General features: G+C 68.7%; 21 protein-coding genes and 2 pseudogenes. 8 read left to right on the top strand and 15 right to left on the bottom strand.

What is annotated here, in order from left to right:
* Positions 1–2: 2 nt before the first annotated feature.
* Entirely contained in the window at positions 3–1,442 is a 1,440-nt protein-coding gene (locus IPZ69_RS20485; RefSeq protein ID WP_235455626.1) for a vanadium-dependent haloperoxidase, read from the bottom strand.
* A 362-nt stretch (positions 1,443–1,804) separates the two neighbouring features.
* Positions 1,805–1,922 (bottom strand): annotated as a pseudogene (locus IPZ69_RS20490) (NUDIX domain-containing protein); the annotation flags it as partial.
* 279 nt (positions 1,923–2,201) lie between these two features.
* Here IPZ69_RS20490 and IPZ69_RS20495 point away from each other — a divergent pair.
* Both IPZ69_RS20495 and IPZ69_RS48105 read left to right on the top strand, forming a co-directional pair.
* Positions 2,202–3,707, top strand: a complete 1,506-nt coding sequence (locus tag IPZ69_RS20495; protein ID WP_235455627.1) for an FAD-binding oxidoreductase — start codon at positions 2,202–2,204, stop codon at positions 3,705–3,707.
* Positions 3,701–4,032: pseudogene (locus IPZ69_RS48105) on the top strand (IS30 family transposase); the annotation flags it as partial. The gene IPZ69_RS20495 and the pseudogene IPZ69_RS48105, both read left to right, overlap by 7 nt.
* 334 nt (positions 4,033–4,366) lie before the next feature.
* On the opposite strand, the gene IPZ69_RS20510 reads toward IPZ69_RS48105, so the two are convergent.
* From IPZ69_RS20510 to IPZ69_RS20520, 3 genes are all read right to left on the bottom strand, one after another.
* Complete coding sequence (locus IPZ69_RS20510) at positions 4,367–5,272, bottom strand: universal stress protein (RefSeq protein WP_235455628.1); 906 nt, start codon at positions 5,270–5,272, stop codon at positions 4,367–4,369.
* A 581-nt stretch (positions 5,273–5,853) separates the two neighbouring features.
* Positions 5,854–6,219, bottom strand: a complete 366-nt coding sequence (locus IPZ69_RS20515) for a darcynin family protein (protein ID WP_235455629.1) — start codon at positions 6,217–6,219, stop codon at positions 5,854–5,856.
* Positions 6,209–7,126 (bottom strand): NAD(P)H-binding protein, encoded by a 918-nt coding sequence (locus IPZ69_RS20520; protein ID WP_235455631.1) that lies wholly within the window; start codon positions 7,124–7,126, stop codon positions 6,209–6,211. The genes IPZ69_RS20515 and IPZ69_RS20520 overlap by 11 nt, the downstream gene beginning before the upstream one ends.
* A 109-nt stretch (positions 7,127–7,235) precedes the next feature.
* Here IPZ69_RS20520 and IPZ69_RS20525 point away from each other — a divergent pair, with 109 nt between their 5' ends.
* Positions 7,236–8,180: a LysR family transcriptional regulator gene (locus tag IPZ69_RS20525; RefSeq protein WP_235455632.1), complete on the top strand. Its 945-nt coding sequence runs from the start codon at positions 7,236–7,238 to the stop codon at positions 8,178–8,180.
* Between the two features lie 30 nt (positions 8,181–8,210).
* Here the strand turns inward: IPZ69_RS20525 and IPZ69_RS20530 are convergent, their stop codons facing one another.
* The 5 genes from IPZ69_RS20530 to IPZ69_RS20550 all read right to left on the bottom strand — a co-directional run bounded on the left by IPZ69_RS20530 (position 8,211) and on the right by IPZ69_RS20550 (position 12,461).
* Positions 8,211–9,224, bottom strand: coding sequence for a BtrH N-terminal domain-containing protein (locus tag IPZ69_RS20530; RefSeq protein WP_235455633.1), 1,014 nt, complete (start codon positions 9,222–9,224; stop codon positions 8,211–8,213).
* On the bottom strand, positions 9,221–10,027 hold the full coding sequence (locus tag IPZ69_RS47435) for a MerR family transcriptional regulator (protein ID WP_235455634.1): 807 nt from the start codon (positions 10,025–10,027) through the stop codon (positions 9,221–9,223). Before IPZ69_RS47435 ends, IPZ69_RS20530 begins: the two co-directional genes overlap by 4 nt.
* Positions 10,028–10,149: 122 nt before the next feature.
* Positions 10,150–10,836 carry a winged helix-turn-helix transcriptional regulator gene (locus IPZ69_RS47440; RefSeq protein WP_235455635.1) on the bottom strand — a complete coding sequence of 229 codons (687 nt, stop codon included), beginning with the start codon at positions 10,834–10,836 and terminating at the stop codon, positions 10,150–10,152.
* 4 nt (positions 10,837–10,840) lie between these two features.
* Entirely contained in the window at positions 10,841–11,047 is a 207-nt protein-coding gene (locus IPZ69_RS20545) for a hypothetical protein (RefSeq protein WP_235455636.1), read from the bottom strand.
* Between the two features lie 199 nt (positions 11,048–11,246).
* Positions 11,247–12,461 (bottom strand): RNA-guided endonuclease InsQ/TnpB family protein, encoded by a 1,215-nt coding sequence (locus IPZ69_RS20550; RefSeq protein WP_235455637.1) that lies wholly within the window; start codon positions 12,459–12,461, stop codon positions 11,247–11,249.
* A gap of 50 nt (positions 12,462–12,511) precedes the next feature.
* On the opposite strand from IPZ69_RS20550, the gene tnpA reads away from it, so the two are divergent.
* Positions 12,512–12,940, top strand: a complete 429-nt coding sequence (gene tnpA / locus IPZ69_RS20555; RefSeq protein ID WP_235455638.1) for an IS200/IS605 family transposase — start codon at positions 12,512–12,514, stop codon at positions 12,938–12,940.
* Between the two features lie 195 nt (positions 12,941–13,135).
* Here tnpA and IPZ69_RS20560 read toward each other — a convergent pair whose 3' ends face one another.
* Positions 13,136–13,879, bottom strand: coding sequence for an LLM class flavin-dependent oxidoreductase (locus IPZ69_RS20560; RefSeq protein ID WP_235455640.1), 744 nt, complete (start codon positions 13,877–13,879; stop codon positions 13,136–13,138).
* Positions 13,880–13,980: 101 nt separating this feature from the next.
* Between IPZ69_RS20560 and IPZ69_RS20565 the strand changes: the two genes are divergently transcribed.
* Complete coding sequence (locus IPZ69_RS20565) at positions 13,981–14,409, top strand: organic hydroperoxide resistance protein (RefSeq protein ID WP_235455641.1); 429 nt, start codon at positions 13,981–13,983, stop codon at positions 14,407–14,409.
* A 720-nt stretch (positions 14,410–15,129) separates the two neighbouring features.
* Positions 15,130–15,501 (top strand): VOC family protein, encoded by a 372-nt coding sequence (locus IPZ69_RS20570; protein WP_235455642.1) that lies wholly within the window; start codon positions 15,130–15,132, stop codon positions 15,499–15,501.
* 15 nt (positions 15,502–15,516) lie between these two features.
* Here IPZ69_RS20570 and IPZ69_RS20575 read toward each other — a convergent pair whose 3' ends face one another.
* Both IPZ69_RS20575 and IPZ69_RS20580 read right to left on the bottom strand, forming a co-directional pair.
* Positions 15,517–15,930 (bottom strand): transposase, encoded by a 414-nt coding sequence (locus IPZ69_RS20575; protein WP_308407517.1) that lies wholly within the window; start codon positions 15,928–15,930, stop codon positions 15,517–15,519.
* A 51-nt stretch (positions 15,931–15,981) separates the two neighbouring features.
* Positions 15,982–17,895 (bottom strand): N-acetylmuramoyl-L-alanine amidase, encoded by a 1,914-nt coding sequence (locus IPZ69_RS20580; RefSeq protein ID WP_235455643.1) that lies wholly within the window; start codon positions 17,893–17,895, stop codon positions 15,982–15,984.
* Positions 17,896–18,635: 740 nt separating this feature from the next.
* Here IPZ69_RS20580 and IPZ69_RS20585 point away from each other — a divergent pair.
* Together IPZ69_RS20585 and dacB are read left to right on the top strand one after the other, a co-directional pair.
* Positions 18,636–18,941 carry a hypothetical protein gene (locus IPZ69_RS20585; protein ID WP_235455644.1) on the top strand — a complete coding sequence of 102 codons (306 nt, stop codon included), beginning with the start codon at positions 18,636–18,638 and terminating at the stop codon, positions 18,939–18,941.
* Between the two features lie 35 nt (positions 18,942–18,976).
* The gene (dacB, locus tag IPZ69_RS20590; protein ID WP_235455645.1) at positions 18,977–20,344 is read left to right on the top strand and encodes a D-alanyl-D-alanine carboxypeptidase/D-alanyl-D-alanine endopeptidase; all 1,368 of its coding nucleotides are present in this window, start codon (positions 18,977–18,979) and stop codon (positions 20,342–20,344) included.
* Positions 20,345–21,918: 1,574 nt separating this feature from the next.
* On the opposite strand, the gene IPZ69_RS20595 is transcribed toward dacB, so the two are convergent.
* A complete protein-coding gene (locus IPZ69_RS20595) occupies positions 21,919–22,452 on the bottom strand; it encodes a DUF4232 domain-containing protein (RefSeq protein ID WP_235455646.1) in 534 nt (177 codons plus the stop codon).
* Between the two features lie 421 nt (positions 22,453–22,873).
* Positions 22,874–25,126 (bottom strand): FGLLP motif-containing membrane protein, encoded by a 2,253-nt coding sequence (locus IPZ69_RS20605; protein WP_235455647.1) that lies wholly within the window; start codon positions 25,124–25,126, stop codon positions 22,874–22,876.
* Positions 25,127–25,273 lie beyond the last annotated feature (147 nt).

A 25,273-nucleotide genomic window follows, 5' to 3' on the forward strand; every position in this document is an offset into this window, starting at 1 on the left:
TCTCACCACTGATGCGAACTGCCCGGTCGCGTCGGCCGCAGCGCGTTGGCGAACACGTAGTCGCCAACGTTGGTACCGATCGCCCTCCCGTCCTCGGCGTCCCAGCGGAAGTGCACGCCCAGCCAGAGTCGGCTGAACTCGCCCTCCTCGGCGACCTGGCTGAAGCTGTCGATCCGGCGGTACGACTCGATGGTGTGCGGGTCCTCGGAGTGGGCGATGAACGAGACGTTGTCACGACCGAAGAAGTGCTTCATCGCGGTTGCCCACGCACCCGTGAAGTTGGCGTGCCCGGAGGTCCAGGCGCAGAAGCACGGGGTGAACGGACGCCCTGAGCGGTCCGCGCTGAGCGGCTCCCAGGTCGCGTTCGCGCCGCCCGTCGCCTGGATCGCGGACACCGGGCGCCACAGCTCGATCGGGCTGTCGAACTTGGAGTCCCAGGCCGCGATCCCGGCATCCGCCAACGACAGCGCCGACAGCGCGAACAAGTGCGTTGTCTCGTAAGTGTCGAGCTTGAACTTCTTGGCGACGATCCCGGTCAGTTCGAGCAACTGCCCCGGGGGGTGGTAGGTGCCGTTCAGGTCATGGTCCCAGAACCAGCCGATGACGGTCTGCTCGTAGGTGCGCTCGGTGGAGTCGACGGCACCGACCCGTCGTACCTCGTCGCGTTGGGCCGCGTACTCCGGGCTGGCCACCAGATCGGCGTAGGAAGTGAAGCCTCGCAGGGTGGGAGGCCGGAACTGCGAGCCGGAGCGGAGCACGAACGGCCTCACCTTGCCCCAGTTCGGGGTCACCGCGTCGCTCGGCTGCTTGCAGGCCCCTTCGTCGGGCGTCGCGTCTTCACCCGTCGGCCGCCAGGCGCCAGGTGTGGTGGTGTCGCCGTGGTAGACCTCCGGGTTGTCCGAACCGTCGCCCGCCCGGGATTTGTTGATCTGTCTCACCACGGGGTCGACCACCAGGCGGTCGAGGGGGTCGTAGGAGTGGGGGGAGTGGCCGGTCCGGGCCCTGTACTGGGCGTCGATGTAGGCCTGGTCGCCCGGGTACAGCTGCGAGATCGTCCGGTACGCCGTGCGGTCGATCAGCCGCTCCTCCTCGTCCGGACTCGGCCGCGAGTGTTTGTCGGCGTACTTCAGTGGCCGGTTGAGGTACGGCTCGTACTTCAGGGTTCCGTACGTGTACTGATAGGCGCTCTCGGCGTTGTAGATCGCCGCGAAGACGATCGCCCCCGACCTGGAGAGTTTGCCGGGCGAGGCGTCCCAGCCCCGCGCATTGCGGAACGTCTGGGCCAGGACCTTGTTCCAGTACTGCGTCGGATCGTCCTTGTGCCCAGTCGCGGCGGCGGCCTGCGGCGCACCGGCCGCCACCGGACTCAGTCCGGCGAGCAGGGCACCGGCCACGGCGGCGGCCCGTAGCCGGCCCAGGCGTCCGCCAACACGGGACTTCAAGCGCGGGAGCCCAGACTTCGCGGCCGGTCGACGGCCATGATCTGGATTAAGAGGCACGGCATTCCTTTCGACGTCGCTGATCAGCAGCGGCAGCGTAAGGTCGGAAATACGCAAATCAAGATCAGCCACGCCGATATACCGCGCGCCTGATATGAATTCAGGATTTACGCGGAAATGCTCATCCGGTCTTGATTGACAGCCCCGCTGAGCTGTGATCGCCCAGGCGTGAAGGTCTCACTCGTGTGAGCGATTTCCTGATCCACCGAAAGGCGGCCGTCCGACACTGACTCCGCGAAGAGCGCATGCTCGCCCGGCAAGTCAGCCCACCCTGCGGCCGTTCTCCAAGAGGTAGATCGCGTCGGGTTCACCGCGAGCAGCCGCCCGAGCTCGCGGTCGCGGCCGATCTCTTCGGCCGTCTCGCGGCGAGCGCCCCGGGCGCGGCGTCTCCCCGTTGTCGGACTCGATGGTGCCACCCGGAAGCGTATGTCGTCGATCGGCTGTCTCCTGGCCCATATCGGCGGTCGGCCGGACTTTTTTGTTCCTTGGCGACAGCGACTCCAGCACCGCCCACTGCTCGTCCGTCAGATCTCCGCGCGCCACAGAGCGCCGACCCGGGGCGGGGTCTACGGCATCACGCGCTGGGCGTGGTTGGCGCGTGTCGAGACGGTGCACCGTGGCCGCCCTTGCTACTGTCCGCTTCGCCTAAATCATCCACAAAGGACCGATTCGCACCTGTTTGCGGTCGAGAGGACATGGACCATGAACGACTTTTCCCGTCGGGGACTGCTCAAGGCGACCGCGGCCGCCGGCGCCGGCGCTGTCGTCGTCCCGGGCATTGCGGCCGCGGAGGCCCCGGGCGCGAGCGCCGCGAATGCCGTGAGCACAGGGCCCGAGCACGGGAAGTGCGCACCGGCGGAGCTGACCGGCCGCATCGTCCGCCCCGAGGACTCCGGCTACACGGACGCGCGCCTCGGCTGGGACCAGCTCTTCTCCCACTATCCGCTGGTCATCGTCTTCGCCCAGAACACCCAGGATGTGGTCAACGCCCTGACGTGGGCGCGGCAGAACGACGTGGCGGTGCGGGTGCGCAGCGGCCGCCACGCCCTTGAGGGCTGGTCGAACGTGGACAACGGCGTCGTGATCGACATCAGCGAGTTGAAGTCGGTCGACATCGACGCCGACGCGCGTATCGCGAGGGTCGGCGCCGGGCTCAACCAGGAAGAAGCGGTGACCACGCTCGCGAAGCAGAACTTCGCGGTGACCACCGGAACGGAGGGCAGCGTAGGCCTGTCCGGTGCGACGCTCGGCGGCGGGTTCGGCTTCCTCACCCGCTGGCTCGGCATGGCCTGCGACAGCCTGGTGGGGGCCGAGATCGTCGTCCCGTCGGGTACCGAGTGCGCCAAGGCCATCCAGGTGGACCTGCACAACCACTCGGACCTGCTCTGGGCGCTGCGCGGCGCGGGGAACGGCAACTTCGGCATCATCACGTCGCTGACCTACAAATTGGCTCCGCTGAAGAGCGTCACTTATCTCCAGGCGACGTGGCAGGGCATCGACGACCTTCGCGCCATCTTCGAGGCGTATCAGCGTACGGCGCCGACCACCGACGCCCGCCTCGGAACCCAGCTCGAAATCCACCGGAACCAAATCTTCCTGTTCGCGGTTCTCCCCGAAGGAACGCCGGAGGAGACGAAGAGGCTGCTGGACCCGATCCTGTCGATCGACAGCCCGACGGTCACCACGCAGGTTGATAACTGGGGCAAGGTGTACGCGGACTTCCAGATTCCGATCGAGCTCGAACCGGCGAACTGGAAGTTCCACTCACAGTTCTCCAGCAAGCCGTTCCCGGGCGACGCGATCGACATCGTCGACACGTTCATCAGGAACGCCCCGACGGATGACAGCAACTACTTCGTCCAGGCTTTTGGCGGGAACGTCAGGAGGAGCCCCCGCGGCGGCACCGCGTTCCCGCACCGCGACACGCTCTTCTACGCCGAACCCGGCGTCGGCTGGGGCAAGCGCAGCGACCAGCCGGGCGTCTGCGACCCGCTCACCTCGCAGTGCCAGGCCTGGATCGCCGAGTTCAGCCAGGCCCTGCGGACCTACGTGGACGGCGCCTACGTCAACGTGCCGAACATCGCACAGCAGGACTGGGAAACCGCCTACTGGGGTGACAACTTCGACCGGCTCCGCAGGATCAAGGCGAAGTACGACCCCCACAACGTCTTCCAGTACGAGCAGAGCGTCCCACCCGCGGTCTGCTGACCGAGCACGGCCCGAGCCCTCCCGCAATGGAGCAGGGCTACAGCACGCGAGAAGCCGCGCGGATCGTCGGCATCAACCTGCGCACCGGCAAGCGGTGGCGCAACGGCCAGCACTCCCCGCCCGGTGGCCGCGGGCCGATTCCTCCTGTTGCGATCGTCGAGGAACCGGCTCCCGCATCTCGCTGCCTGACCGCAGTCCCTCCACGGTCAGCCGGGAGATACGGCGCAACCACCGCCCCAGGTCCAGGGGCGGCTGGACCTACCGGCCCTTCGAGGCCCACCACCGTGCTGAGGCACGTCGAGTGCGGCCGAAGCCAGGGAAGATCAGATCAGCCAGAACACCGACATGCCTACAAGCATGTCTCCGGCCCGATCAGGAACGAGCCGAACGCCGCTCCGCGTAGGGCCGCCGGGTCCGCCGCCCGGTCCACGGTCCGCAGGCTCAGCTCAGAACCATTGACGCCGACAACGATCGGAAGGTCCCTCCTGATCACCGTCCGGGGCGAGGGTGGGCTCCGCCGGCTGCGGCCCGGAAAGAGAGCCGCGTTCGATCGGCCACTCGGCGGGGCGACGTCGACGGCCGTGGTGGCGGGCGATGTCGATGCGGCAAAGGCCCGTTCGAGCGCCGGCTTCATGGGCTGTTCTCCGCGAAGTGCCGGGTCAGCCGTGCGGAACGACGGCGACGGGCGCGGTGATGTGGTGCAGGGCGGCGTGGGTGACGTGGCCGATGTGAGCACCGATCGCTCTGGTGCGGATACGTCGACCGACGACCGTCAGCGACGCGTCACGCGAGGCGTTGACGAGGGCCTGAGCGGCACTGCCGCTCAGGCTCGACTCGATCACCTCGACGTCCGGGAACTTGTGCCGCCAAGAGGACAGGACCTCGGTCAGGGCGGCGGCCTGCTGACGCTTGAGCGAGTCGTGGAGTTCGGCGTCGCCCGAGAAGCGGTGGAAGGAGGTGAGCGGCTCGGGCCAGGCGTGCACGACGCGCAGGGACGATTCCCGGCGGGCGGCTGCCTCGAAGGCGAACTCCAGCAGCGTATCGTCCGGAGCATCGGTGTCGAGGCCGAGCACCACGGGTCGGAAGGGTGCCATGGCAGAGGGTACGCCCGCCGGATCCATCTTGTGCTCGTCGGCGGCCTCCTCCTCCGCCCGAACAAGGACCACGGGTCGTTCGGCACGGGCGACAACGGACAGACTCACCGAACCGACCACGAACCCGCCGATCCCGCCGAAGCCCCGCGAACCCAGCACCAACGGCTCGGCAGTGCGCGCCGCCCCGCACAGGATGTCCACGGCGTTCCCCGTCAACTGCTCGCTGATGACCTCAAGACCCGGGTGGCGCAAGCGCAAGGCCTCGGCGGACTCGCCCAGAATCCGCTCGATCCAGTGCTCCTGGGTCTCGGGGCGGATCAACAGAGCCTGAACCGTGTCCTCGGACACCGGCGCCCAGACATGGACGATCTTCAGCGGCACACCGCGCAAAAGGGCCTCACACGCCGCCCACTCGGCGGCAGCCCGGCTCTCGGGCGATCCGTCGACACCTGCAGTGATGGTCGGGGACATGCTCTGCACCTCCCGCGTGAGGGTTCGATTCCAGCGTGGTGAGGCGTCTATCAGGTCGGAGGGCACGCGTCCCTGAGTGGGGTCAACCGACCCGCTGGAGGGACCGTCGCCCGACGTCGGAGCCAGTCGAGCCAACCTGATCGCAGGCTTGATGACAGCCGCGTAGCTCGTTCCGTCCCGAGCGTCCGCCGACGTCCTTCCGAGGCCATGAGCCACTCCTGACATCAGGCTGCCTGGCAGGCGTGCTCCCCCTGGACATTTTGCACGGTGATCGTGGCCGCCGCAGGCCGGATGCCCACGGAGGGACTCCGGGACAGCCCAGAGGACGGCTACGCGCTGCTGCGCCGGCCCGCCGGACATGGTGAAGGCCGGTGCGGTCGCCGCAGGGGACCTGCTGTCCTCGCCCACCATCACCATCCGCACGAACGCCACTCTGTCCGAGGCCGCCCAGATCATGGCTCATGAGACGTCAAGCGGGTGCCCTTGGTCGACGAATCCGGTCTGCCGCGTTTCCATCCGCTCAGCTGAACCGTTGGCCGGTGCTTCCGCAGGACGGCGGCACCGGCCGGTCAGGGAGAACATCAGGTGGCGAGGGTGGCCACCGGCTCCAGGTCGCAGGTGCGGGCGTAGCCGTTCTCAGTTCCCACGAGTAGGGCCACGACCTCGAAGTAGCGGTCCCAGAAGGGGGTTTCGCGCAGCGCGTCGATCAGCAGCCGGTAGGCGCCGTGGTCGTCCGCCTCCCAAACCCAGATGTCGGTGACCCGCGCCGAGTAGAACTCCGTGTCGTAGAAGCGGGAGCGGACGCCGTGGGTGCGGGCCTCGATCACCGGGACGACTTGGGTGGTGAAGGCCTGGACACGTTCGGCCACGGTCATCGACAGCCACTCGGGCGTGGTCTTGACCAGCATGAACGCGGTGACCGGCGGCTCGTTTCGGTCAGCGGGCATCGGCTGCCTCCGGCAGGGCGAGGACGGCGGGCTTGAGGGTCTGCGCGCACCACTGCGCGAATCCGGTGGCCGGGCCCACCTGCGGCGAGCGTTCAACCCCCGAGTCCAGGCCCTGGTCCTTCGCGCGCTTCATGTCGACCATGCCCTCGACGAACGCCTCGTTGAGGCCGTAGCCGAGCAGGGTGGATCGGAGTTCATCGAGCGGCTGGCGCTGGTAGCGGACCGGACGGCCCAGCTCCTCGGTCATGATGCGGGCCAGGTCGTTGGGCGACAGGTCCTGCGGACCGAGCACCGGAACACTGCCGACGCCGGTCCAGGAGCGGTCCAGCAGCAGCCCGGCCGCCGTCGCGGCGATGTCGGCGACGGCCACCAGCGGGGCCGTACGGTCCGCGACGACGGTGTCGGTGAAGACGCCGTCGTCGCGGATCGAGTCGACCTCCTCCAGCAGGTACTCGAAGAAGGACGGGTTGGCCAGGGCACGGTAGGCAACGCCGGAGTCGGCGATGAGGTCGTCCATGGCCAGGGAGGCGGTGACCAGGCCGGCCTGGGCGGCCTGCGGAGTACCGCGGCCGAGCGCCGAAACGCCGACGACATGGCCGACACCGTGGGCGGCGAACGCCCACGCGGCCGGGCGGGTGAAGCCGCTGTACGCCTCGTCGGGCGTGACCGAGGCATCCGGCGGCACCAGCCAAAAAACGGCGTCGGCCCCGGTGAACGCGCGCTCGATGGTCGCGGCGTCGCCGTGCGACCCGGTGACCACCTCGACCCGTCCGCGCGCGGCCTCGGGGAGCCGGGCAGGATCCCGGACCACGACGCGCAACTCCTCTCCGCGTTCGGGCGCGGCCTCGACCAGCAGCGACAGCAGCCGACGGCCGATGTTCCCAGTAGGGGCGGTAATGACGATCATGAAAACCTCGCGGTCTTTGTCGAATCGGTACGGCCCCCTCATCGTGCAAACGCCAACCGCATTGCCACAATGGGAACTTGAGCATCCAATCATTGCCTGAAACGGAATAATGCCGGTGAGCAGCCCAGCCCCGAACCTCGACGCCAACCTCGCCGTCGCCCTCGACGCCCTGCTGACCGAACAGAGCGTCACCCGCGCCGCGGCGCGGCTGCACACCTCCCCCGCGGCGATGAGCCGTACCTTGGCCCGGCTGCGCCGGGTGCTCCAGGATCCGCTGCTGGTACGCGCCGGACAGGCGATGGTGCCCACGCCCCGTGCCGAGGCACTGCGGGACGAGGCCGCCGGGGTGGTGCGCCGGCTGGAGGCGTTGCTCGCCCCGAGCGGCGGGATCGACCCCGCGGCACTGCGGCGCACCTTCACCGTCCAGGCCGCGGACCTGGTCGGCGCGGCACTGGCGCCGGGTCTGCTCGGGCTGGCCCGGCGGCGGGCGCCGGGCGTCTCGCTGCGGGTGCTGGCCGAGGAGTGGGAGGCGGGCCCCGCGCTGCGCGAGGGCCGGATCGACCTGGAGATCGGGGCCATCGACCACGTCGACCCGGAGACCCGGGTCGAAGAGCTGGTCACGCTGCGGATGGCGGCCGGGGTCAGGGCTGGGCACCCCCTCACCGAAGGAACCCTGACGGCCGCCAGGCTGGCCGCGGCCGAGCACGTGGCGGTCAGCCGCCGGGGACGCTTCACCGGCCCGCTGGACGCGGCCTTGGCCGAGCAAGGGCTCAGTCGGCAGGTCAGCGCCGTCCTGCCCGGGCATCTGGCAGCGATGGCGCTGGCCGCGGTCGGCGACGTGGTCTGCCTGGTGCCGATCGCGCTGCCGGGCGAGCCCCCTTCACCACTCAGCGACGCGGCGCACGCGCTGGGACTGCGCCTGCTGGAAATCCCGCTGCCGCTGCCACCACTGACGATCGCCATGGCCTGGCACCCGCGTCACAGCGCCGACGGGGCCCACGAGTGGCTGCGTGGAGCCGTGCGCCGGGTACTTCGTCCGGCCCAAGGGGAATAGCCCAGGTTCTTGAAGCGGTTTTGAAGGCTGTCAAGGCTTGTTCATGCTTGGGGCTTCACTCTCCAGGCAGCTCAACGCCTGCATGGCCGCGCACTCCAGGCGCGAAAGATCACGGAGCACCGTGCCTGCCTGTGCGAGGCACGGTGCGTCGGCTGATTCACCGGCCTTTGTGATCAGTGCCGCGACTTCCGTCCACAGGGAGGCTGCTTCGGAGTACAACCTGTGGCCGGTGCGCAGGTGGCTGCTGTCGAGCAGTTGGGTGCATTCGGCGAGGAAGTCGCGATAGAGATTGCGAAACAGGGCGCCGCCGGTGCCGGCCTTCTCCATCAAGAGGGCAGCCTGAGGCAGGTCCCGCTGCGGGTTGTCAGTGCGCTGGAGCCATGTGGGTACCAGCTTGCCGGCCTTCTCGATGCCTCGGTGACCGAGGTTGGCGATGGGCGGGTTGAGGAAGGCGTCGGCGCAGGCAGTGATGGCAGGAATGATCTGGCCACGCGGGGAGGGCAGGCTCTTCGGAGCGGTGAGGGTGAAAGACCGGTGCTTGGCGGTCATCGGGCCGCGCGCGGACCTGGCCTGGGCGAGGCTGGTCAGGCTCGTGGATACCGCTCCGCCCTGAGGGGCGGTGTCCACCAGGTAGGCGTCGTGGTCGTCGTAGCCGTACATGGCGACCATGTGACCGCCGAAGTGCACCTTCGACCCGAAGTAGTCGAGGTAGTAGCTGTCGAGCTGCAGTCCGACGGGGTGACCGGCGGCGACGGCGGCTGCCACGTTCTCCCATGCCCTGCGGGGCGAGGTGGTCTCCTGGACCAGGAGCTCAAGCCCGAGTCTGGTGGACAGGTTTCTCGTGAGTTCGAAAGGCTTGACCCGCCCGCCGAGGAAGGGAAAGCCCATGTTCTTGCTGTCCCAGTAGATGAAGGACAGACCAGAGCCGAGGCCGAAGAGCATGGGCTCCGACAGGTCGAGTCCCTCGTGCCGCAGCAGCACCCCCAGAGCTGTCGTCTCACAGTGCTGCGTACCGCGGGTGTCGATGTCTCTCACCTTCGTCATGCCACGCGCTCCTGAACGGGGATGATCAACCGGGTCATCAATCCTTCTTGCGGTGCCTCTGCCGGCCCGACGAGATAGGCCTCGCGTACGGGCGCTTGCGGGCGCAGTCCACGCTCGTGGATGGCGGCGAAGAGAGCGTTGTAGGCCAAGGGCAGTTGGGCATAGGGCCCGATGTGCACGGTCTCGGCAACGAGTCCGCCGGGCAGCGCCTCGGACTCCAGGCCGGGCGTCCCTGCCCCCTCCAGCGTCTGGACTCCGACGGCGATCTCGATCCTCTCTTCCAGATCCAGCGGGTACAGCCCCCACAGCGGCGGCTCCCATGCGATTCCCGCCTTGGCGAGCACGGGCAGCAGTCGGCCTACGCACTCCTCGACCTTCTCCCCGAGCACCGCAGGGGTGCAGACCGCTCGCACCACTGCCAACCGTCGCTCCGGCTCTCGGCCCATCGTCACCTCGTAGCCGGGTAGACCACCCTTCGCCAGCCGCTGCAGCATCTCCAGCCGTGCCTGATCCCTGCTGATCCGCTCGGCCAGCCGGTCCCGTTCAGCGCGCAGGATCTGTGCCCTGGACTCAGGCTCGGCAGCAAGCGCCTGGGCGATCACAGCCAGCGGAAGATCCATCTCGCGGAGCAGGGCGATGGTCAAGGCATCGCGTGCCTGTCCAGGGGCGTAATAGCGGTACCCGGAGCCGGCGTCCACGCGGACCGGGGCCAGTAGCCCCATCTCGTCGTAGTGCCGTAGCTGCTTGACGCTGAGCCGGCACAGGCGGGCGAACCGCCCGATGGTGAGGAGTTCGTCTTGCACACCATCATGGTGGACTCTCCCATGGTGGGAGAGTCCACCACTCCACCCATGAGCCCCAACGCCGCACTATGTCTCCTCGCCGCCGGCATCGCTCGGGGCGTCCCGGTCGCACAGACTCCCGATCAGGGAGAAGCCTGGTCCAGCTTCCGGGGATGCGGTGGCGGCAGGCGGAACAAACCCCTGAGCCTGAGCAGGGCCTCCTCGTCGCCAGATGCGGACGCGGCACCGGTCTCGACGGCCTCCCCGAACGTGAAGCCCTGACCGGTCAGGCGGAGGAAGGCCTCCTGGCTGATCGTGATGATCGCGTCCGGGTGCTGAGCAGGCCCGTGAAGCGCCTCGATCGTCCCGTCGTCGATTCGAGCATGGAACAACTCGTCGTCGATGCGGAATTCGTACACCGCGTGGAGGCCTGCGGCGGCCTCGGGGTCGAAACAGGCTCGCAGGCCGAGCACCGCCCACCCCGGATGGAACGTCTCACTCGCGCGGCGTTCACCCATCGCCCACTTCAGGCCCCACCGGGCCAGTTCAAGGATCGCCGGTCCGAGTTCCTCGCCTGCCTCGGTGAGGGCGTATGCGGGGGTCCGGGCGGGTGGGGGGAGCGTGATCTTGTGTGCCAGCCCCTCGCGTTCCAAGTGTTTCAGGCGGGCGGCCAGCAGGCCGGTGCCGAGGCCGCGCAGGCTGGCCTGCAGGTCGCCGTACCGTTTGGGTCCGGTCAGAAGTTCGCGGATCAGCAGCAGCGTCCAGCGCTCGCCGACGAGGTCGAGGGTGCGCGCGGTCGCGCAGTACTGGTTGTACGTTCGCTGTTCCACTTCGTCATTCTAGACTTCGCGCTTCCGCTTCTTGAAGAGCGCAAACATCGAGGAGTATCCGGGCGAGCGGCTCCGGATCGGTCAGCATCACGTCGTGCGGGTCGTCCAGGGCGTGGGTCCGGTATCCGACGGCCTGGCCGAACCGGTCGAAGGGATAGATCTGCGGCCTGCAGTGGATGGCAGTTCCGGGAATCCGGTCGACGCCAGCCACGCTGCGGTGTCGGGGTCGACGATGCCGAACGCCGCGGGGCCGGGATCAGCCGGCCGCCCCCGTGTGTCTGGGCCGCCGTACGGACCGCGTTGACGAAGGTGTCAGGGGCCAGGCTGAACATGCTGGCGCCGTCGGACCCCGCCCATCCGTCCACGAGGGCGATGTGACTCCTCCCCCGGCTGAAGCCGGGGGCTTCTCGCTACGCCGGATTGGCGCCGCGACGGACCAGCCCGGCCCGTAGAACGTTGGTGGCTCCCACTGTGTCGGCGTGCGCGTGGTGGCCGCACGAGAGGCAGTGGAACTTTTCCTGTGTGGGCCGGTTCTCCTTCGCGGTGTGCCCGCATTCGGGGCAGGTGCGGGAGGTGTTGCGGGGGTCCACGGCGATCACTTCCCGTCCGGCGCTTTCAGCCTTGGCGTGCAGGATCGTCAGGAACACCCCCCATCCGGCATCGTTGATCGACTTGTTGAGCCCGGCCTTCGCGGCAGCCCCGTTGGGTAGGAAGGTGCCCGGCCGGTCGGGGTCGGGTTTCGGTGCGGGGGCCTTGCCCATGTTGCGAATCTTGAGGTCTTCGTGCGCGATGAAGTCGTGTGCGCGGACCAGGCCGAGCGCGGTCTTGTGTGCGTGGTCGAGCCGCTGGCGCCGCACCTTACCGTGCAGTTGGGCGACCTTTTGCACCGCGCGCCGGTGGTTGGCGGTTCGGTCCTTCGCCTTGCGGCGCGGGAACCGGGACAGGGCCTGCTGCGCCGTCTCCAGTTTCGCGGCCGCACAGCGGCCGTGGCGCGGGCTGGGCACGAACCCGCCGTTCGAGTCGGCGAGGAAGTTCGCGATACCCAGATCGATGCCGATCACGGAGCCGGTCGCGGGCAGCGGTTCGGGCTGGTCCTGCTCAGCGGTCAGCACGACGAACCACTTTCGGCCCTCGCGCTTCACCGACACGGTCTTGACGTGGCCGGCCACCGGGCGGTGCTGGTTGACCCTGACGTGGCCCACGCCCTGGAAGCGGACGCGGGTGACGGCATCGTGCGGGGTGGAGTTCCACCGGCAGCCGTCCCCGTCCTTGGGGAAGTCCACCGTGTCGAACCAGTTCACCCCGCGAAAGCGCGGGTAGCCCGGGGCATCTCCGGACTTGACCCGGCGGAAGAACGCGGCGAACGCCTTGTCGAGACGGCGCAAGGTGGCCTGCTGTGAACTGAACGACCAGCGGCCCTGACGCTCCGGGTCGAACGCCCGGATCTCCTTGAGCTGCGCGGACTGCATCCCGTACTGGACGGTGGTCTTCGAGACGTGCCGCCAGGCGTCGCGGCGTTCCTGCAACGCCGCGTTGTAGAGGGAGCGGTGATCCCGCAGCATCTCGACCAGCGCCTGCTCCTGGCGGACGGTGGGCCGCATGAGGAACTTGTACGCACGAATCATCCAGCCCACCCCCTCCGGTCAAGTCCACTCGATCCTACTATACTTGGCGCATGTCACCGCGCTGGGAGCCAAATCCCGACATCAGACGGGGAAACCACGTCATCCACAACCTCCACGCCCACTTGGTGTTCGTCACCAAATACCGGCGTGAGATCTTCAACGACGACATGCTGACGCGCTGCGAGGCGATCATGCGGGACGTGTGCGAGAGCTTCGGCGCGCAGCTGCGGGAGTTCAACGGCGAAGGCGATCACGTCCACCTGCTCGTGCACTACCCGCCGAAAATCGCCCTGTCCAAGCTCGTCAACTCCCTCAAGGGCGTCAGCTCCCGATATCTGCGCGCGGAGTACACCGGCCGGATCAACCGGATCGGGACGGGATCCGTGTTCTGGTCCCCGTCCTACTTCGCGGGGTCCTGCGGCGGCGCACCGCTGAGCATCGTCAAGGAGTACATCGAGAACCAGAAGCGCCCAGCCTGACCGTCACCCCGAAGACGCAGAGATCTCCGGCGCTTCGCGCCTCCGGGCCGAGGATCGCATTCCCGCCCGGCCTGAAGGCCGGGATTCCCTGCAAAGAACAAGGGATGGCCGACGGCACTCGACCGTGCGTCCGCGGCCTCCCGTACGACCAGGCCCACGGGCCGTGCCAGGCGCCGTGGACGAGTACGAAAGTGGTCATCGCTGATTCCCCGTACGCAGCAGGGGCAGCACCTGGTCGGCGAACTCCTCCAGCCCCGCGTCCTGGTCATCGGTCGCCAGGCGGATCACGAGGTGACGGGCGCCGGCGGCAACGTAACCGGTGCGGTCAACCAGTCGGCGGCCTGGCGGATGGGTAAGCCAGCCGTCGGCCAGGCGGGCCACGCGCCGCAGCGCTGGCGCACCGTTTGCCGCCAACCAGATCGGCGGTCCTCCCGGGCGGGACGGCGGAGGCGCGATCCGCACGTCGTCGAAGGTGAAGTGTTCGCCTTTGTACGACACCGTCTTCCCCGACCAGAGCTGTCTCATGGCGTCGATCGACTCCTCCATACGGCTGATGCGGCGCTCGAAGTCGGCGCCGATCGCCGTGAATTGAGCCTCGGTGTCGGGGGTCGGGAACCCGCCGCCCATGCCCGCGATCAGCCTTCCTCCCGACAACCGGTCGAGGGTGGCGAGTTGGTGCGCCAGCAGGATCGGATGGCGCAGCGCCGGCAGCAGCACCGCCGGGCCGAGCGCGACCCGCTCAGTGGCCTGAGCCGCCGCGGCCAACAGCAGCAGCGGATCCGCGCGCGGTCTGGTCACGGGGCTGTCGCCCGCCCAGACCGAGTCAAGTCCCAACTGCTCTGCTCGTCGCGCCTGGGCGACGAGCCGCCCGAGGTCGTGTTCACCCAGAACGGACCGGTCGCGTGTCGGCAGTAGGTAGCCGATCTTTAACTCCGCCACCTGCCCTCCCCGTCGTCGTGAGGGTTGTGATCGTATGCCATTGACTTCTCATTTTTGAAGTGACAGGTTCATATTTCAGTAGCCACGAAAGGAGTTGCACGATGACCAAGGCGCTGTACACGGCGCAGGCGCACGTCACCGGAGGCAGGAACGGCCACGGGCGCACAACTGACGGACGGCTGGATCTGGAGCTGCGGCAACCCAAGGAGCTGGGCGGGGACGGTGAAGGCGTCAACCCCGAACAGCTCTTCGCGATCGGTTACGCCGCCTGCTTCGGTACGACGCTCGCCCTGGTCGGCCGGAGCAGCAAGTCACAAGCGGACGACGCGGTGATCGACTCGCACGTCTCGCTGATCCCCGTCGACGGCGGCCGTTTCGAGCTCGGCGTCGAGTTGCACATCTCGCTGCCTTCTGTCACCGACGAGCAGGCGGCCGAACTGGTCAGAACCGCCCATCAGGTCTGTCCCTACTCCCGAGCCACGCGTGACAACATCGGCGTGGCATTGGTCGTCAACGGAACCCGCCTGTGACATAGCCGGGGACTCGGCGTGGGTGGGACGGTCTTGATACGACCGTCCCACAACCGTGTGCCCTCGCCGCATGCACGCACTCGCACTTCGCGCTCTGGAATCACTCCTCGATCTTCCAACCGCATCCGGCACACGGACCAGGTCGGCAACGGTGGCCCCCGGTGCGCAGGCACGGCAGCAGGCGACCTCGTCGGGCCCACTGATGCTTCGACCGGCCGGGATCCGAAGCTGCCGGGTCGACTCGTCACCGTCGAACGCCCACACCGCGGGCAGGCGGGAAGCGGCCCAGTCGTAGAACCGTTCGCCCTTGGCTGCAGGACCTGCCGACGACACTGCCGTGCCTCGGGCGGCGATTGGGCGAGGAGGCGGTCGATGTGCGTCAGCCGTGAACTGTGGAGGCCAGGGCGCGCAGTCTCACGGCTCGGGCGAGGTCACCCTTGGCGGCGACGGTGCGATTGCCGGGGATGCGGGCCGTTCGGCAGCGCACCCGTTCACGCAGGCCGTCGGCGGCACAGCGGCAGCGGGAGAACAGGTGCTGAAGGCCATGTGGTACGGCCGGAGTACTCGGCCGCCAGTTCGTCGGCACGTCGTGCATCACGGCACCGAACTACTCGCGGCGTTCTCATTCCATGCGGCGCGGGCACACGCTCGCGGGACGGCTGGACCACGGCCGCCTCACCCAAGGTCCCCCGCTGCCGATCACGGGGCACACTGGCCGACATGCCTCTATCGCTGCACCACATCGTCATCGACGCCCACGACCTGCCCGCCCTTGCCCGGTTCTGGGCTGAGGTGCTGGGTTGGCGGATCCTGTCCGAGCGGGAGCGGGAGGTCGTGGTCGGGCCGGACGAGAAAGCACCGGTCGGCATCTGCTTCATGCCGGTGACGGACCCAAAGGTCGTCAAGAACCGCCTGCACCTCGATCTGACGACCGCCCCGGACGACCGGGAGGCCGAGATCGAGCGCATCCTCGCACTCGGCGCCCGCAGGGTGGAAGTCGGGCAGAGCGGCAACGAATCATGGACCGTGCTGGCCGATCCGGAAGGCAACGAGTTCTGCGTAGTTCGCCCGAAGCAGACCCTTGTGGGCTAGGGCCTGTCCGGCGGATCATGCCGGGGACGCGGGGCCTGGCACGCCCATCTGCGGCGTTGTCGTCGGTTGCCGACGCTCCGCGTCGACGCCCTCCTCCGCGTTGAGCCGGGCCTGGCGGCGCTGGCGACCTCCGGTTCCACCGGTGTCCTGGCCGCGTACAGCAGCCTCGGCGCTCATCCCTTCCGTCAGCGCGGCGAACATGCCGACGTCGCGCCGTTGACCGAAGCGGTCGCAAAGCGTCTGGCGGGCCCCGAACTCCTCGGACATCTCCCGCCATTGGCTGCCGGTGCGGAACCGCCAGATAACGCCCTCGAACCGTTCGCGCAGGCACTGCGGGAACGGGCCGTACCGTCCGACGGTCCGAAACAGACCGCACTGATCACGACTCCAAGACAGATGCTCGGTGCGGCCCCGGCAGCAAAGGGTCAGCCTTTGCTGCCGGGGCCGGGTCCGCCTGTCGTCGCGTCTGCCGCCTGGTGGTTACTGTGCGGTGACGTCGGAGGCGTACACCAGGGCAGTGCGGTGGTTGTACTGGATGGTGTACATGTTCTTCCCGCCCGTGACGACCCTTCCGGTGGAGGGGAAGTAGTCGTCGGTGGGGGCGGGTGCGGCGGTGGCGACGTACGCCTGGCCTGCGGGGACGTTGTAGAAGCTCAGGGGGGCCTGAGTTGAGGGGGAGAGCCCGGCAGGGTACTCGTTCGCGTCCGGGTAGCTCGATCCGTACACCGCCACCGGTGAGGTGCCGGCGGCGCTGACCAGCGTCACATCGTGGGCGGGTGTGGTGTTGCAGCCGTGCGGATTGAAGAACCAGACTTTCGTGCCGCTGTACCAGATGGCCGTCCAGTCGTCCTGGCGGTCGGCGACGACGAACTGCTGCCCAGCCGCCACGGTGCTGCCCCAGTCGTTGATGCGGTCCGTGCCGACGCCATCCGGATGAACGGCCTGGTCGCCGAAGAGCGGCGCGGTGGCGCTGGGCGCGGTGCGCAGGTAGACGAAGTTCGAGGGCTGGGTCCGCTCGGTGCACTCGGGTGTGGCGCCGGTGGGGTCGTCGGACGGGCAGACCTGCACGGTCTGCTGGTTGCGGTCGTAGCCGGGGGTGATGGTGAGTGCGGAGCCGACGGGGCCCACGCCGTGCCGGCCGCTCGCCGGGGCGTGCAGCAGCCGCATGAAGCGCTCCCAGTCCCAGGACGGGCCGGGGTCCCAGTGCATGCCGGAGATCAAGGCGGATTTGGGTCCGGGCACGTTGTCGTGTCCGATGATGTGCTGCCGGTCCAGCGGGATGCCGAAGCGCTCGGCCAGGTACCGGACGAGTTCCGCGCTCGTCTCGTACTGGGTCTGGGTGTACCAGGTACCGCCGCCGGCGGCGGCGTAGCCCTCGTGCTCGATGCCGAGCGAGTGCAGGTTGGTCGAGTAGTTGCCCGCCTGGAAGGAGATGTCCTTGGTGGGCACCATCTGTGTCACGGCGCCGTCCGAGGAGCGGATGACGTAATGGGCCGATCCGCCGCCCGGCTTCTGGAAGGTGTTGAGGGCGGCGTCGTAGGACGACTCGGTGTCGTGGATGACGATGGTGTCGATCCTGATCCCGTTGGCGGGACGGTTGGACACCTGGCCGTTGGCCGGCGCGGCGGGCAGGAAGGCGCAGTTGATGGTGGCGGGGCACTCGGTGCCGTCCGCCGCGGCCGTCGTCTTCAGGTGCAGCGCGGACAGTTGTCTGGTGGCCGGGCGGACGCCCGGGGTGGGCGGCAGGCTGATGTGCTGTCCGTCCCGGGTGGTCTCCTGCGCGCCGTTTTCGATGGTGTCAAAGACCCGGTCGGCGAAGGCACTTGCCGCACGCTGCTCGGTGGAGCCGCTGTAACGGGCGACGGCGGCGTACCACTTGCCCGGGTCCTTCGGGGTGCCGCCAACCGTGCTCTTCGCGTAGGAGGCCAGGAGGGCCGCACCTGCACGGATGTTGGCGCCCTCCTCCGTGCGCAGTCGCTTCGCGGGCAGTCCTGTCAGTCCGGCGGCGGCCTGGAGGGTGTGCAGGGGCGGAGCGGAGGCCATTTTGGCCAGGTCCGCGCGGCCTACCGCGCCCGCGTCGCCCGCGGCCAGCATCTTGGCTGTCACGTCCGTCAGATGCATGGGCCCGTAGCCGCCGCTGGTGCTGCGTTCGCCGGCATGGGCGTCCCACGCGGACTCGTGATAGGCCACGGCGAGCAGGACGGGCAGCGGGACGTCGTACTCCGCCGCGGCCTGCTCGAAGATGTGCTGACGGCTGTCGGCCGCCGTCCGATGTCCGGCCGTTCGATGTGCCGTCGCCTCGACGGGCGGCGGGACGGCCGCGATCCCCGCGGCTGCCAGCACACCTGCCGCGAGGGTCAGTGACAGCCGCCGGTGCGGATTGCGTTCATGCACGTGTAGGTACCTGACTTTCCTGCACTGATTCGGGTCTCCATGAGCCACCGCAGTGGCGCTCCGTAGCCGAAATGCGGCCCAGGAGCACCCAGTTGAGTACGCGGTGATCTGTACATGAAGTGATGGCGATCAAGCGTGCCGGGTTCCCGCTCGCGGACCTCATGTGTGCCCGGTCGACTCGCGCCGTTGTTCGGGGTGTCTTGTCGGCGCGCACCCGCCTGGGGAGGGTGCGCGGTCTGCCCGGTCCCAGCCGCGGCACCCTGATACGGCCAGGACGGCCTCAACTGCGGGAAGTCCCTGCACTGCCCGACGGTGATCACGCTGGACATGGGTTTCTGCCCCTGCTCGACGGCCAGGTGCAGTTGTTGGTGGTCGGGCCGCCGCGCGAGCAACGGGGGGGCGGCCGGGCCGGCGTCTGGCGTGACGTCGTCCCGTCGGTACAAGTGCGACCTTCAAACGGTGAGCCGTTCAGCCTGACAGTTCGCGAGGCTCTCCCGCATCACGTCGGCGTCAGAGTTCATCTTCGAAGGGCGTCAGAGTGCACGCTCGGCAGGAACAGGCGGCACGCGAGCGCGTTGTGCGTCTCCCCCGTCCAACTGCCTGGCAAGAAAGGTTGCACTGCGATGCAACCTGCCTCTGAGCCCGTGCGTACTAGAGGCGATACTGCACCTCACCCGGGGAATCGCATGCACTTGGACCGTTCGGCCGGTCGGACCGCCGGCCGTTTCGGCGCTGGTCTCTTGGCCTACGCGGACCAGTTCTCGGCCGCCGGCGCTTGGGCGGACGCGGGTTCCGGCGTCAGGGCGGCCGCTGACACGCCGGATGCCCGTGCCTCCACCACGGCGGCCGAGAAGGTCGCGAACGGGCACACCGACGGAGTGGGCAAAGCGTCCGGCGTACGCCCGGCTTCGTCGGTGCCGGAGCCCTCCGTGCTCGCGCAGGCGCGGGTGAACGTATCCGACGGGCAGACGGTCGGTGCGGAGATGCCGATATCGGTCACCTTCGCCCGGCCGGTCCCCGTCACCGCGCGCAAGGCCTTTCGTTGACCCATTGCCCCCACTCCTGAAAGTTTCGAGTCCCGATGAGCGAACGAACTGCCAAGACTCCCGAGAGCCCCTACCTTCCGGGTGGCCGGCGCCGGCACCGCAGACCCAGTCAGAACGGCACGGGAACCGGCCTGCGCCGGGCTCTCGTTCTCGCCATGGCCGTGCCCGTCGCGTCCGCCGCCCTGGCGGGTCCGTCCGCCTTCGCCGCCCAAAAGGGTGCCGGCTCGACGGCCAAGACCCACGACCTGGACACCGACGACCAGCAGATGGCCAAGAACCTGGCGACCCGGGTTCTCGATCAGCGGCTGGGCTCGAACGTGAGCGGCGTGGTCCTCAACGCGGATTCGAACACCACCGTATGGGGCCACCACGCCTCCACCGCGCTGATGCCGGCGTCCAACGCCAAGCTCGCCACTTCGACCGCCGCCCTGACCGTGCTCGGCCCGCAGCACCGGTTCACCACGAAAGTCGTCTACGGCCACGGCACCTTGACCCTCATCGGGGGCGGCGACCGCACTCTGACCACAGCCGACCTCGCAGGTATGGCGAAGACCGCGATCGCCGGGCTCAAGTCCGCGGGCCGCACCACCGTGAAGGTCACCGTCGACGACGGCCTGTTTCCGAAGCCGACCCTGGCCAAGGGCTGGAACGACGGCTACTACCCCGACACCGTCGCCCCGGTCCGCGCGCTCGTCGTCGACGGGCGCGGCGTCCAGGACACGTCCATCGACGCCGGACAGGTCTTCGCCAAGCAACTCGCCGCGGGCGGCGTCACGGTCAGCGGCGACGTCACCCGAGCAACCGCACGCCCGACGGACGTACCGGTGGCCCAGCACAAGTCCGCGCCGCTGTCGGGCATCGTCCGCACGATGCTCAAGCACAGCGACAACAACATCGCCGAGACCCTGCTGCGGATGACCGCCCTGGCCGCCGGCCGCCCGGCCACGTTCGAGGGCGGCACCGAGATCGTGCGCCATGTGCTGAGCCGGGTGTACGGCGTCTCGCTCGACAACTTCGAACTCTACGACGGCAGCGGCCTGTCCCGGGCCGACCGCATCCCGGCCGCCACACTCGCGCAGATCCTCGAACTGCTCACGCAGTCCCGCTACGCGCCGACCCTCGGCTCCATCCTCGACGGCCTGCCCGTCTCCGGCGAGGCCGGCAGCACGCTCGGCCCGGAGTACGGCCGCTTCGACGACGCCAAGTCCAAGTGCGCGGTCGGCAAGGTCCACGCGAAGACCGGCACCCTCACCGGCGCCGTCGCGCTGAGCGGTCTGACGCAGGGCAAGGACGGCAAGTGGAAGGTGTTCTCCTTCGTCGAGAACGGCGCCACGACCGACCCGAACGCCATCAAGGACGCCATGGACGGCCTCGCGGCGACCGTCAACGGCTGCTACGCGTAGGGGATTCAGCCTCGGTACTGGTGGGCTCTGGCATTCGACTGTCGCCAGATTCCCGTGGAACGCGGCCCGTTCGTGACCGTTTGCGATCTGCGGGGGGTAAAGCGTCGGCCGGCCCGGACGAGCGGGCCGTGCCGGCGCTCCCTCGCCGCCCGGAGGACTGGCTCAGCGGCCGGCCGACCGCCCTGTTCCGCGGTAGGGCGCGAGACGTGGACCGGCGCGAGACCTCCTCCACCGTGTGGTGCATTCGGAGCCTGGCGGCCAGGGCCTCGGCGAGCTTCCAGGCCAGACTCCAGCGTGAGCTGTAGGCCGGTCAGCAGTGCGCACTTGGTGGGAAGCGTTGGCAGTGAAGTCACGTTTTACGCCACAGAAGTTGGGGCAAAATGCGCAAAATCCTTCCAACGGAGTTACATACCCCACTCCTCAGCCAACGACTGAACACTTGATCGACCTGCCCCGTTGACCCCAGTAACCGGTAACCCGCCTACAGACCGGTGAGTGAGGTTCGCACATGGCAAAGATCGCCCCGAAAGAAGCCAAGCGGCGTCTCCCGACCGCTGACCGCGGACCGTCCTGGGCATGTGTTCCCTCCCATCGACAGGAGGACTGAACGGTCGCGTCATGGACTACTGCATCCCGTGCAGCCGCACGCTCAACAGCGCCGTAACGTGCCCGGAGTGCGGAGCATACGACTCCGACATGGCAGAGCTGAGCCATCACACAGACGATGTTCCCCGAGACGACACCGCGATCACGAAGGTCCATGTCCCCGAGGGACTGCCCCCCTTCGACTCCGCCGGCGATCCCGGATCGGCCACTCCCGCACCCGACCTCTCGGCAGCCCGCAATCGTCCTCCGCGGTTGAAGAAGTACGCCGTCCGGTCTCTTGCCGCAGCCGCCTTCACCATCCTCGGCGGCCTGGCCACCGCATCGGTGCTTCCCCAGTCCACAGCCCCACGAGCCGCGTCGATCCCGGAAGGCCCATCCCCCGATGAACTCCAGGGCCCGGTCTCCGATTCACCCACTTCGCTGGAACGTGTGACCACGCACCCCGCCCGAAAAGGCGTCCAGGACCGAAACAGTGACGGCAACCGCCGCCCTCTGCCGACGCCAACTCGCAGCGAACCGCCGACCTCCCGCCCTCCTTCCATCACCAGTGCGCCGCCGCGCGTGAAGCCCAAGCCGACCCCCCGACGCTCCAGCAGCGGCCGTCCCAACTCCCCCACGCCGACGGCAACCGCTTCCGCGAGGCCCTCCGCCAGTCCTTCCAGCAGCATCAGCCCCGCTCCTACCAGCAGTCGTTCGCCGAGCGGAGGAGAGACCGCCGGCTGAACACGGGCCGGGCAGCCCCGGCGTCAATACCGCTGGGAGTGAGGGCGGCAGGGCGGCGGTCAGCAAGGCCTGCGGTAGGGCACTTCGGGGATCGTCTGATGCCATTCCCGTACCGAAGGGCCACCGTCGGCCGTGTGCACATCGCGGCCGCCACCGCCTTCGGTGACTCCTGCTAGGCCTGTGACGGGACGTGGTCGCTCGCCACGTACAAAGTGCCTGCCACAGTGGCGAACGCCAGGGCCGTTTCAGTGGAGTTGGGGTGCTCCCAGCAGCATGTCGAGGTCACACACCTGTGCCCGCCGGTGGTGCCCTTTCGCATCGGTCAGGTCCACACGAGAGCCGTAGTCATGCGCTGTGGGGTGCGGGGGCCGTACGTCGACGCGAGGGTTGTATTCGGCCATGACCTCACAGGACCCGGACGGCGACCCGATCGCGTCATAGAAGACCGGGATCGCGATGCTGTGGCCCGCCTTCAGCACCAGATGGACCGGCGCAGATTCCTTCGGCTTGGAGCCGGCCGACGGTCCCTTGCCGACATGCACACTGAGCTCCGGGTATCCATCGAAGGCGCAAGGCTTCGATCCCATGTGCGCGGCGCTGAGCGTCGCCGTCGGCGTGTTGTGCGGCTTGCCCGGGAGAAGGGTCATCTTCCAGCTCAACTGGGACGTTCCGCATGCGGCAATCCGGGCGTCCGAGACGCTGTCACTCTGTCCGCAGGCAGCGGCACTCAGCAGCATCACCAGACCAACCGCGTAGACCGCCGCCGTCCCACGTGACATGAGAACTCCCCTGGATGACGTCACTCTCGCGGGGCCGAGTGCCGCCGCTCCTGCCTCACCGGCCGACTAGATGCGGGCGGGCGCACCGAGGTTCCACCCCGACGGAGCCCAGATCTCCGAGGCCCGGCCGCTCCAACTCGATCCGGGCCACGGGAACTTCGGCCTCGATCCGGTCAACCGCCACGCTCCCGTGCGGGGACGTACCAGAGGTCGCTGTTGGCTCCGGTGACGACGGCGACGCGGCCGGTCTGGGCGGGGATCGTAAGCGGTCCGGCCGGACAGGAGCCGAGTCCTGCCGATGAGGCTGGTGTGGGAAACCTGGCCGCAGGGTGCCGCAGCCGTCACACGGCGTCCGCGATCACATCTCGGAGATCGGTGCCTCGTGGCGTCGTCGGTGAGGAAGGTACGGAATCCGATGCCTTCAGGGCGCCGGATTCCGCCGTTCGGCACGCGCGGCGAACCACCGTATAGCCAGGGAGAAGGCCCACGCGGCCAGGAACAGAGCGGTGGCTATGCCGACGGTCCACCAGCGCAGGTCCCCGTCGACCGCGAGATCCTTGCCCACTCCCGGGTGCACGCTGTTCAGCAGGACGTGGAAAAAGAAGGTCAGGCCGGTCAAGTAGAGCGCGAACCAGGCGAACTTGTTCCAGTCCTTGAGGTGTTGCCCGTCCATGCCGGACAGCGGGAGCATGCCGAATACCACCACCTCGATGCCGCCGACCACCGCCAGGCCCAGCGTGTAGGCGATCGCATAGCGGAGGCTGCCGGGCGAGTCGTGGTGCCTCTGGACCTCCTGCACCACAGGCGCGCCCAGCACCCAGACGAACACCGAGGCGGCGAGCACGCAGATGCCGCCGATCAGGATCGCCTGGCCCCTCGGCATGCTGTCGTCGGGGTCGGAGCGTCGGGCGCCGGCCACCATGTAGACGGCGACGAGGCCGTACACGTACGGGACCGGGAACTCCAGTAACCGGGACATCAGCGCCATCAGGGCCGCCAGCAGGAGCCCGGCGGGGACCACCCGCAACTCCGTGCGGATCCCGCCCCGACGTGGGTGGCGCAGGGAGTCCTTGGTCTTCTCATAGGCCACCAGGACCATCACGATGCCCGCGACGGCGCCCACGGTCCTGACCGCCGTCGAGGTGGTCAAGCCGGTCCTAGCGTCGGACCAGACGGCCAGCGAGCCACCAACGAGCGCGAAGCCGCACATCCTGACCCAGCCGGGCAGCCTCGGCGGCCGCGCCTGCTGCCGTTCCCGGACCCGACCCCACCAGCGGCCTATCGCGTTGTCGGCCAACTGATTGGGGAAGGCCCGTTCCAGGAGGAGTATCAGCAGCAGAAACCAAGCGGCCATCGCCACCGACCCTGCCAGATCCTTCAACGCCCACGAGACGTCGGCGGGGGTGCGCAGGGCCTCGACGAGGCCGCGTGCCGGACTCGTTTCCCGAGGGTCGTGCGGGTTGCCACTCGGCGACGGGCTCGGGCCGGCGCTGCGGTCCGGGTCGGGGCCGGCTGTCGGGTCCGGAGTGCCGCTGTTCTCACCCGTGCTGCTGCCCGAGGGCAACGGGGTGATCCGGCCCGTCTGCCCCTCCGGGTGGCTGTGGAATCCCAGGGGCAGCTCGAAGAGCGTCAGCCCGTCCGTGGTCGGCAGAGCGATCTCACCGGCCTTCTCCCGGTCCCGGCCCACGCAGTCCAGGTCCACTTCCAGATGACCCGTCAGATCGCCCGGAATGTGAGCATGGAGGTCGATGAACTCCCAAAGCCCCGCCCCCGCGTCACCCTCGGTCGAGCCCTCGTCAAGCCAGGTGTTCAGGCGGCGGCCGCCGATGACGATGGAGCCCCGAGTGCACACCGCCGGGTAGTCGGTCAGGTGGATGGTGACGTCGTGGGTGTCCTCCGGTGAGGGTGTGACCGACGGAGGGTTCACGGTGAAGGTCTTCGAGTCCTGGACGTCCTGCGGGCTCTGGCAGCTCGCCGCCACCTCGTGCCCGCCTTCGGTGGTGGAGGACGGGATCGGCAGCGTGGCGGTGAGACTCCCGTCCGCGTCGGGCGTCGCGGTGATGGCGGGTTCCCCGTCCCAGAGGACGTCCACTCCCGCTCCCTCGTCACACAGGAATCCCTCACCGTGAACGACCGAATTCGTCCCCGGGTCCCCGAAGTCCGGTTCCAGGGAGACCTGCGGGTCGGGGGCCTTCGGCGACAGCACCTCGAAGGTGGCCTCAGCGCCGGAAGCGTCGTCCGTGGCCGAGCACTGGGCCTGTATGTGGTACGTCCCGGGCTCGGTGTCCGCCGGCACGGTGACGTCCTGCGTGAAGCTCCCGTCGTCGCCGACGGTCAGGCTCAGCGGTTCCTGCCCCTCCACCTCGAAGGTCAGCGGGCCCGCCGACTCCGGCCCGTCCGAGCAGTCGAAGCCCGTGCCGGTCATGGTGAACGACGTGGGCGCGTAGACCTGCTGGCTCTCCGGCGTCAGCGAAGGGTCGGCAGGCGGGGGCGAAGGCGTGTCGTCGTCCGTCTCGGGGTCCGTCGGTTCCGGGTCGGGCTGCGGACCCGAAGGGACCACCGTGGCCGACGGATCCGGCGTATCCGCACGGACGCCGGCCGCCGCCCGTGCGCCACCCTTCGCCGCGGCCGCGGACGGCACCGCCGCCATCGTCGTCAGTAGCAGTGCCGCCATGACCGCGCCCCACAGCCTCCGCCCACGTGCTGATCCGGCCCGCCCCATGACCGTACCCCCTCACGTCCGCACGGCTTCCCCACGCCGCGCCCCCTCGGCTCCACAACGTCAGACGAACGGGCAGCCCTCGGCCGTTTCCGGCCGTGG

It is taken from the genome of Streptomyces olivochromogenes (assembly GCF_021538895.1).
Classification (GTDB): domain Bacteria; phylum Actinomycetota; class Actinomycetes; order Streptomycetales; family Streptomycetaceae; genus Streptomyces; species Streptomyces olivochromogenes_A.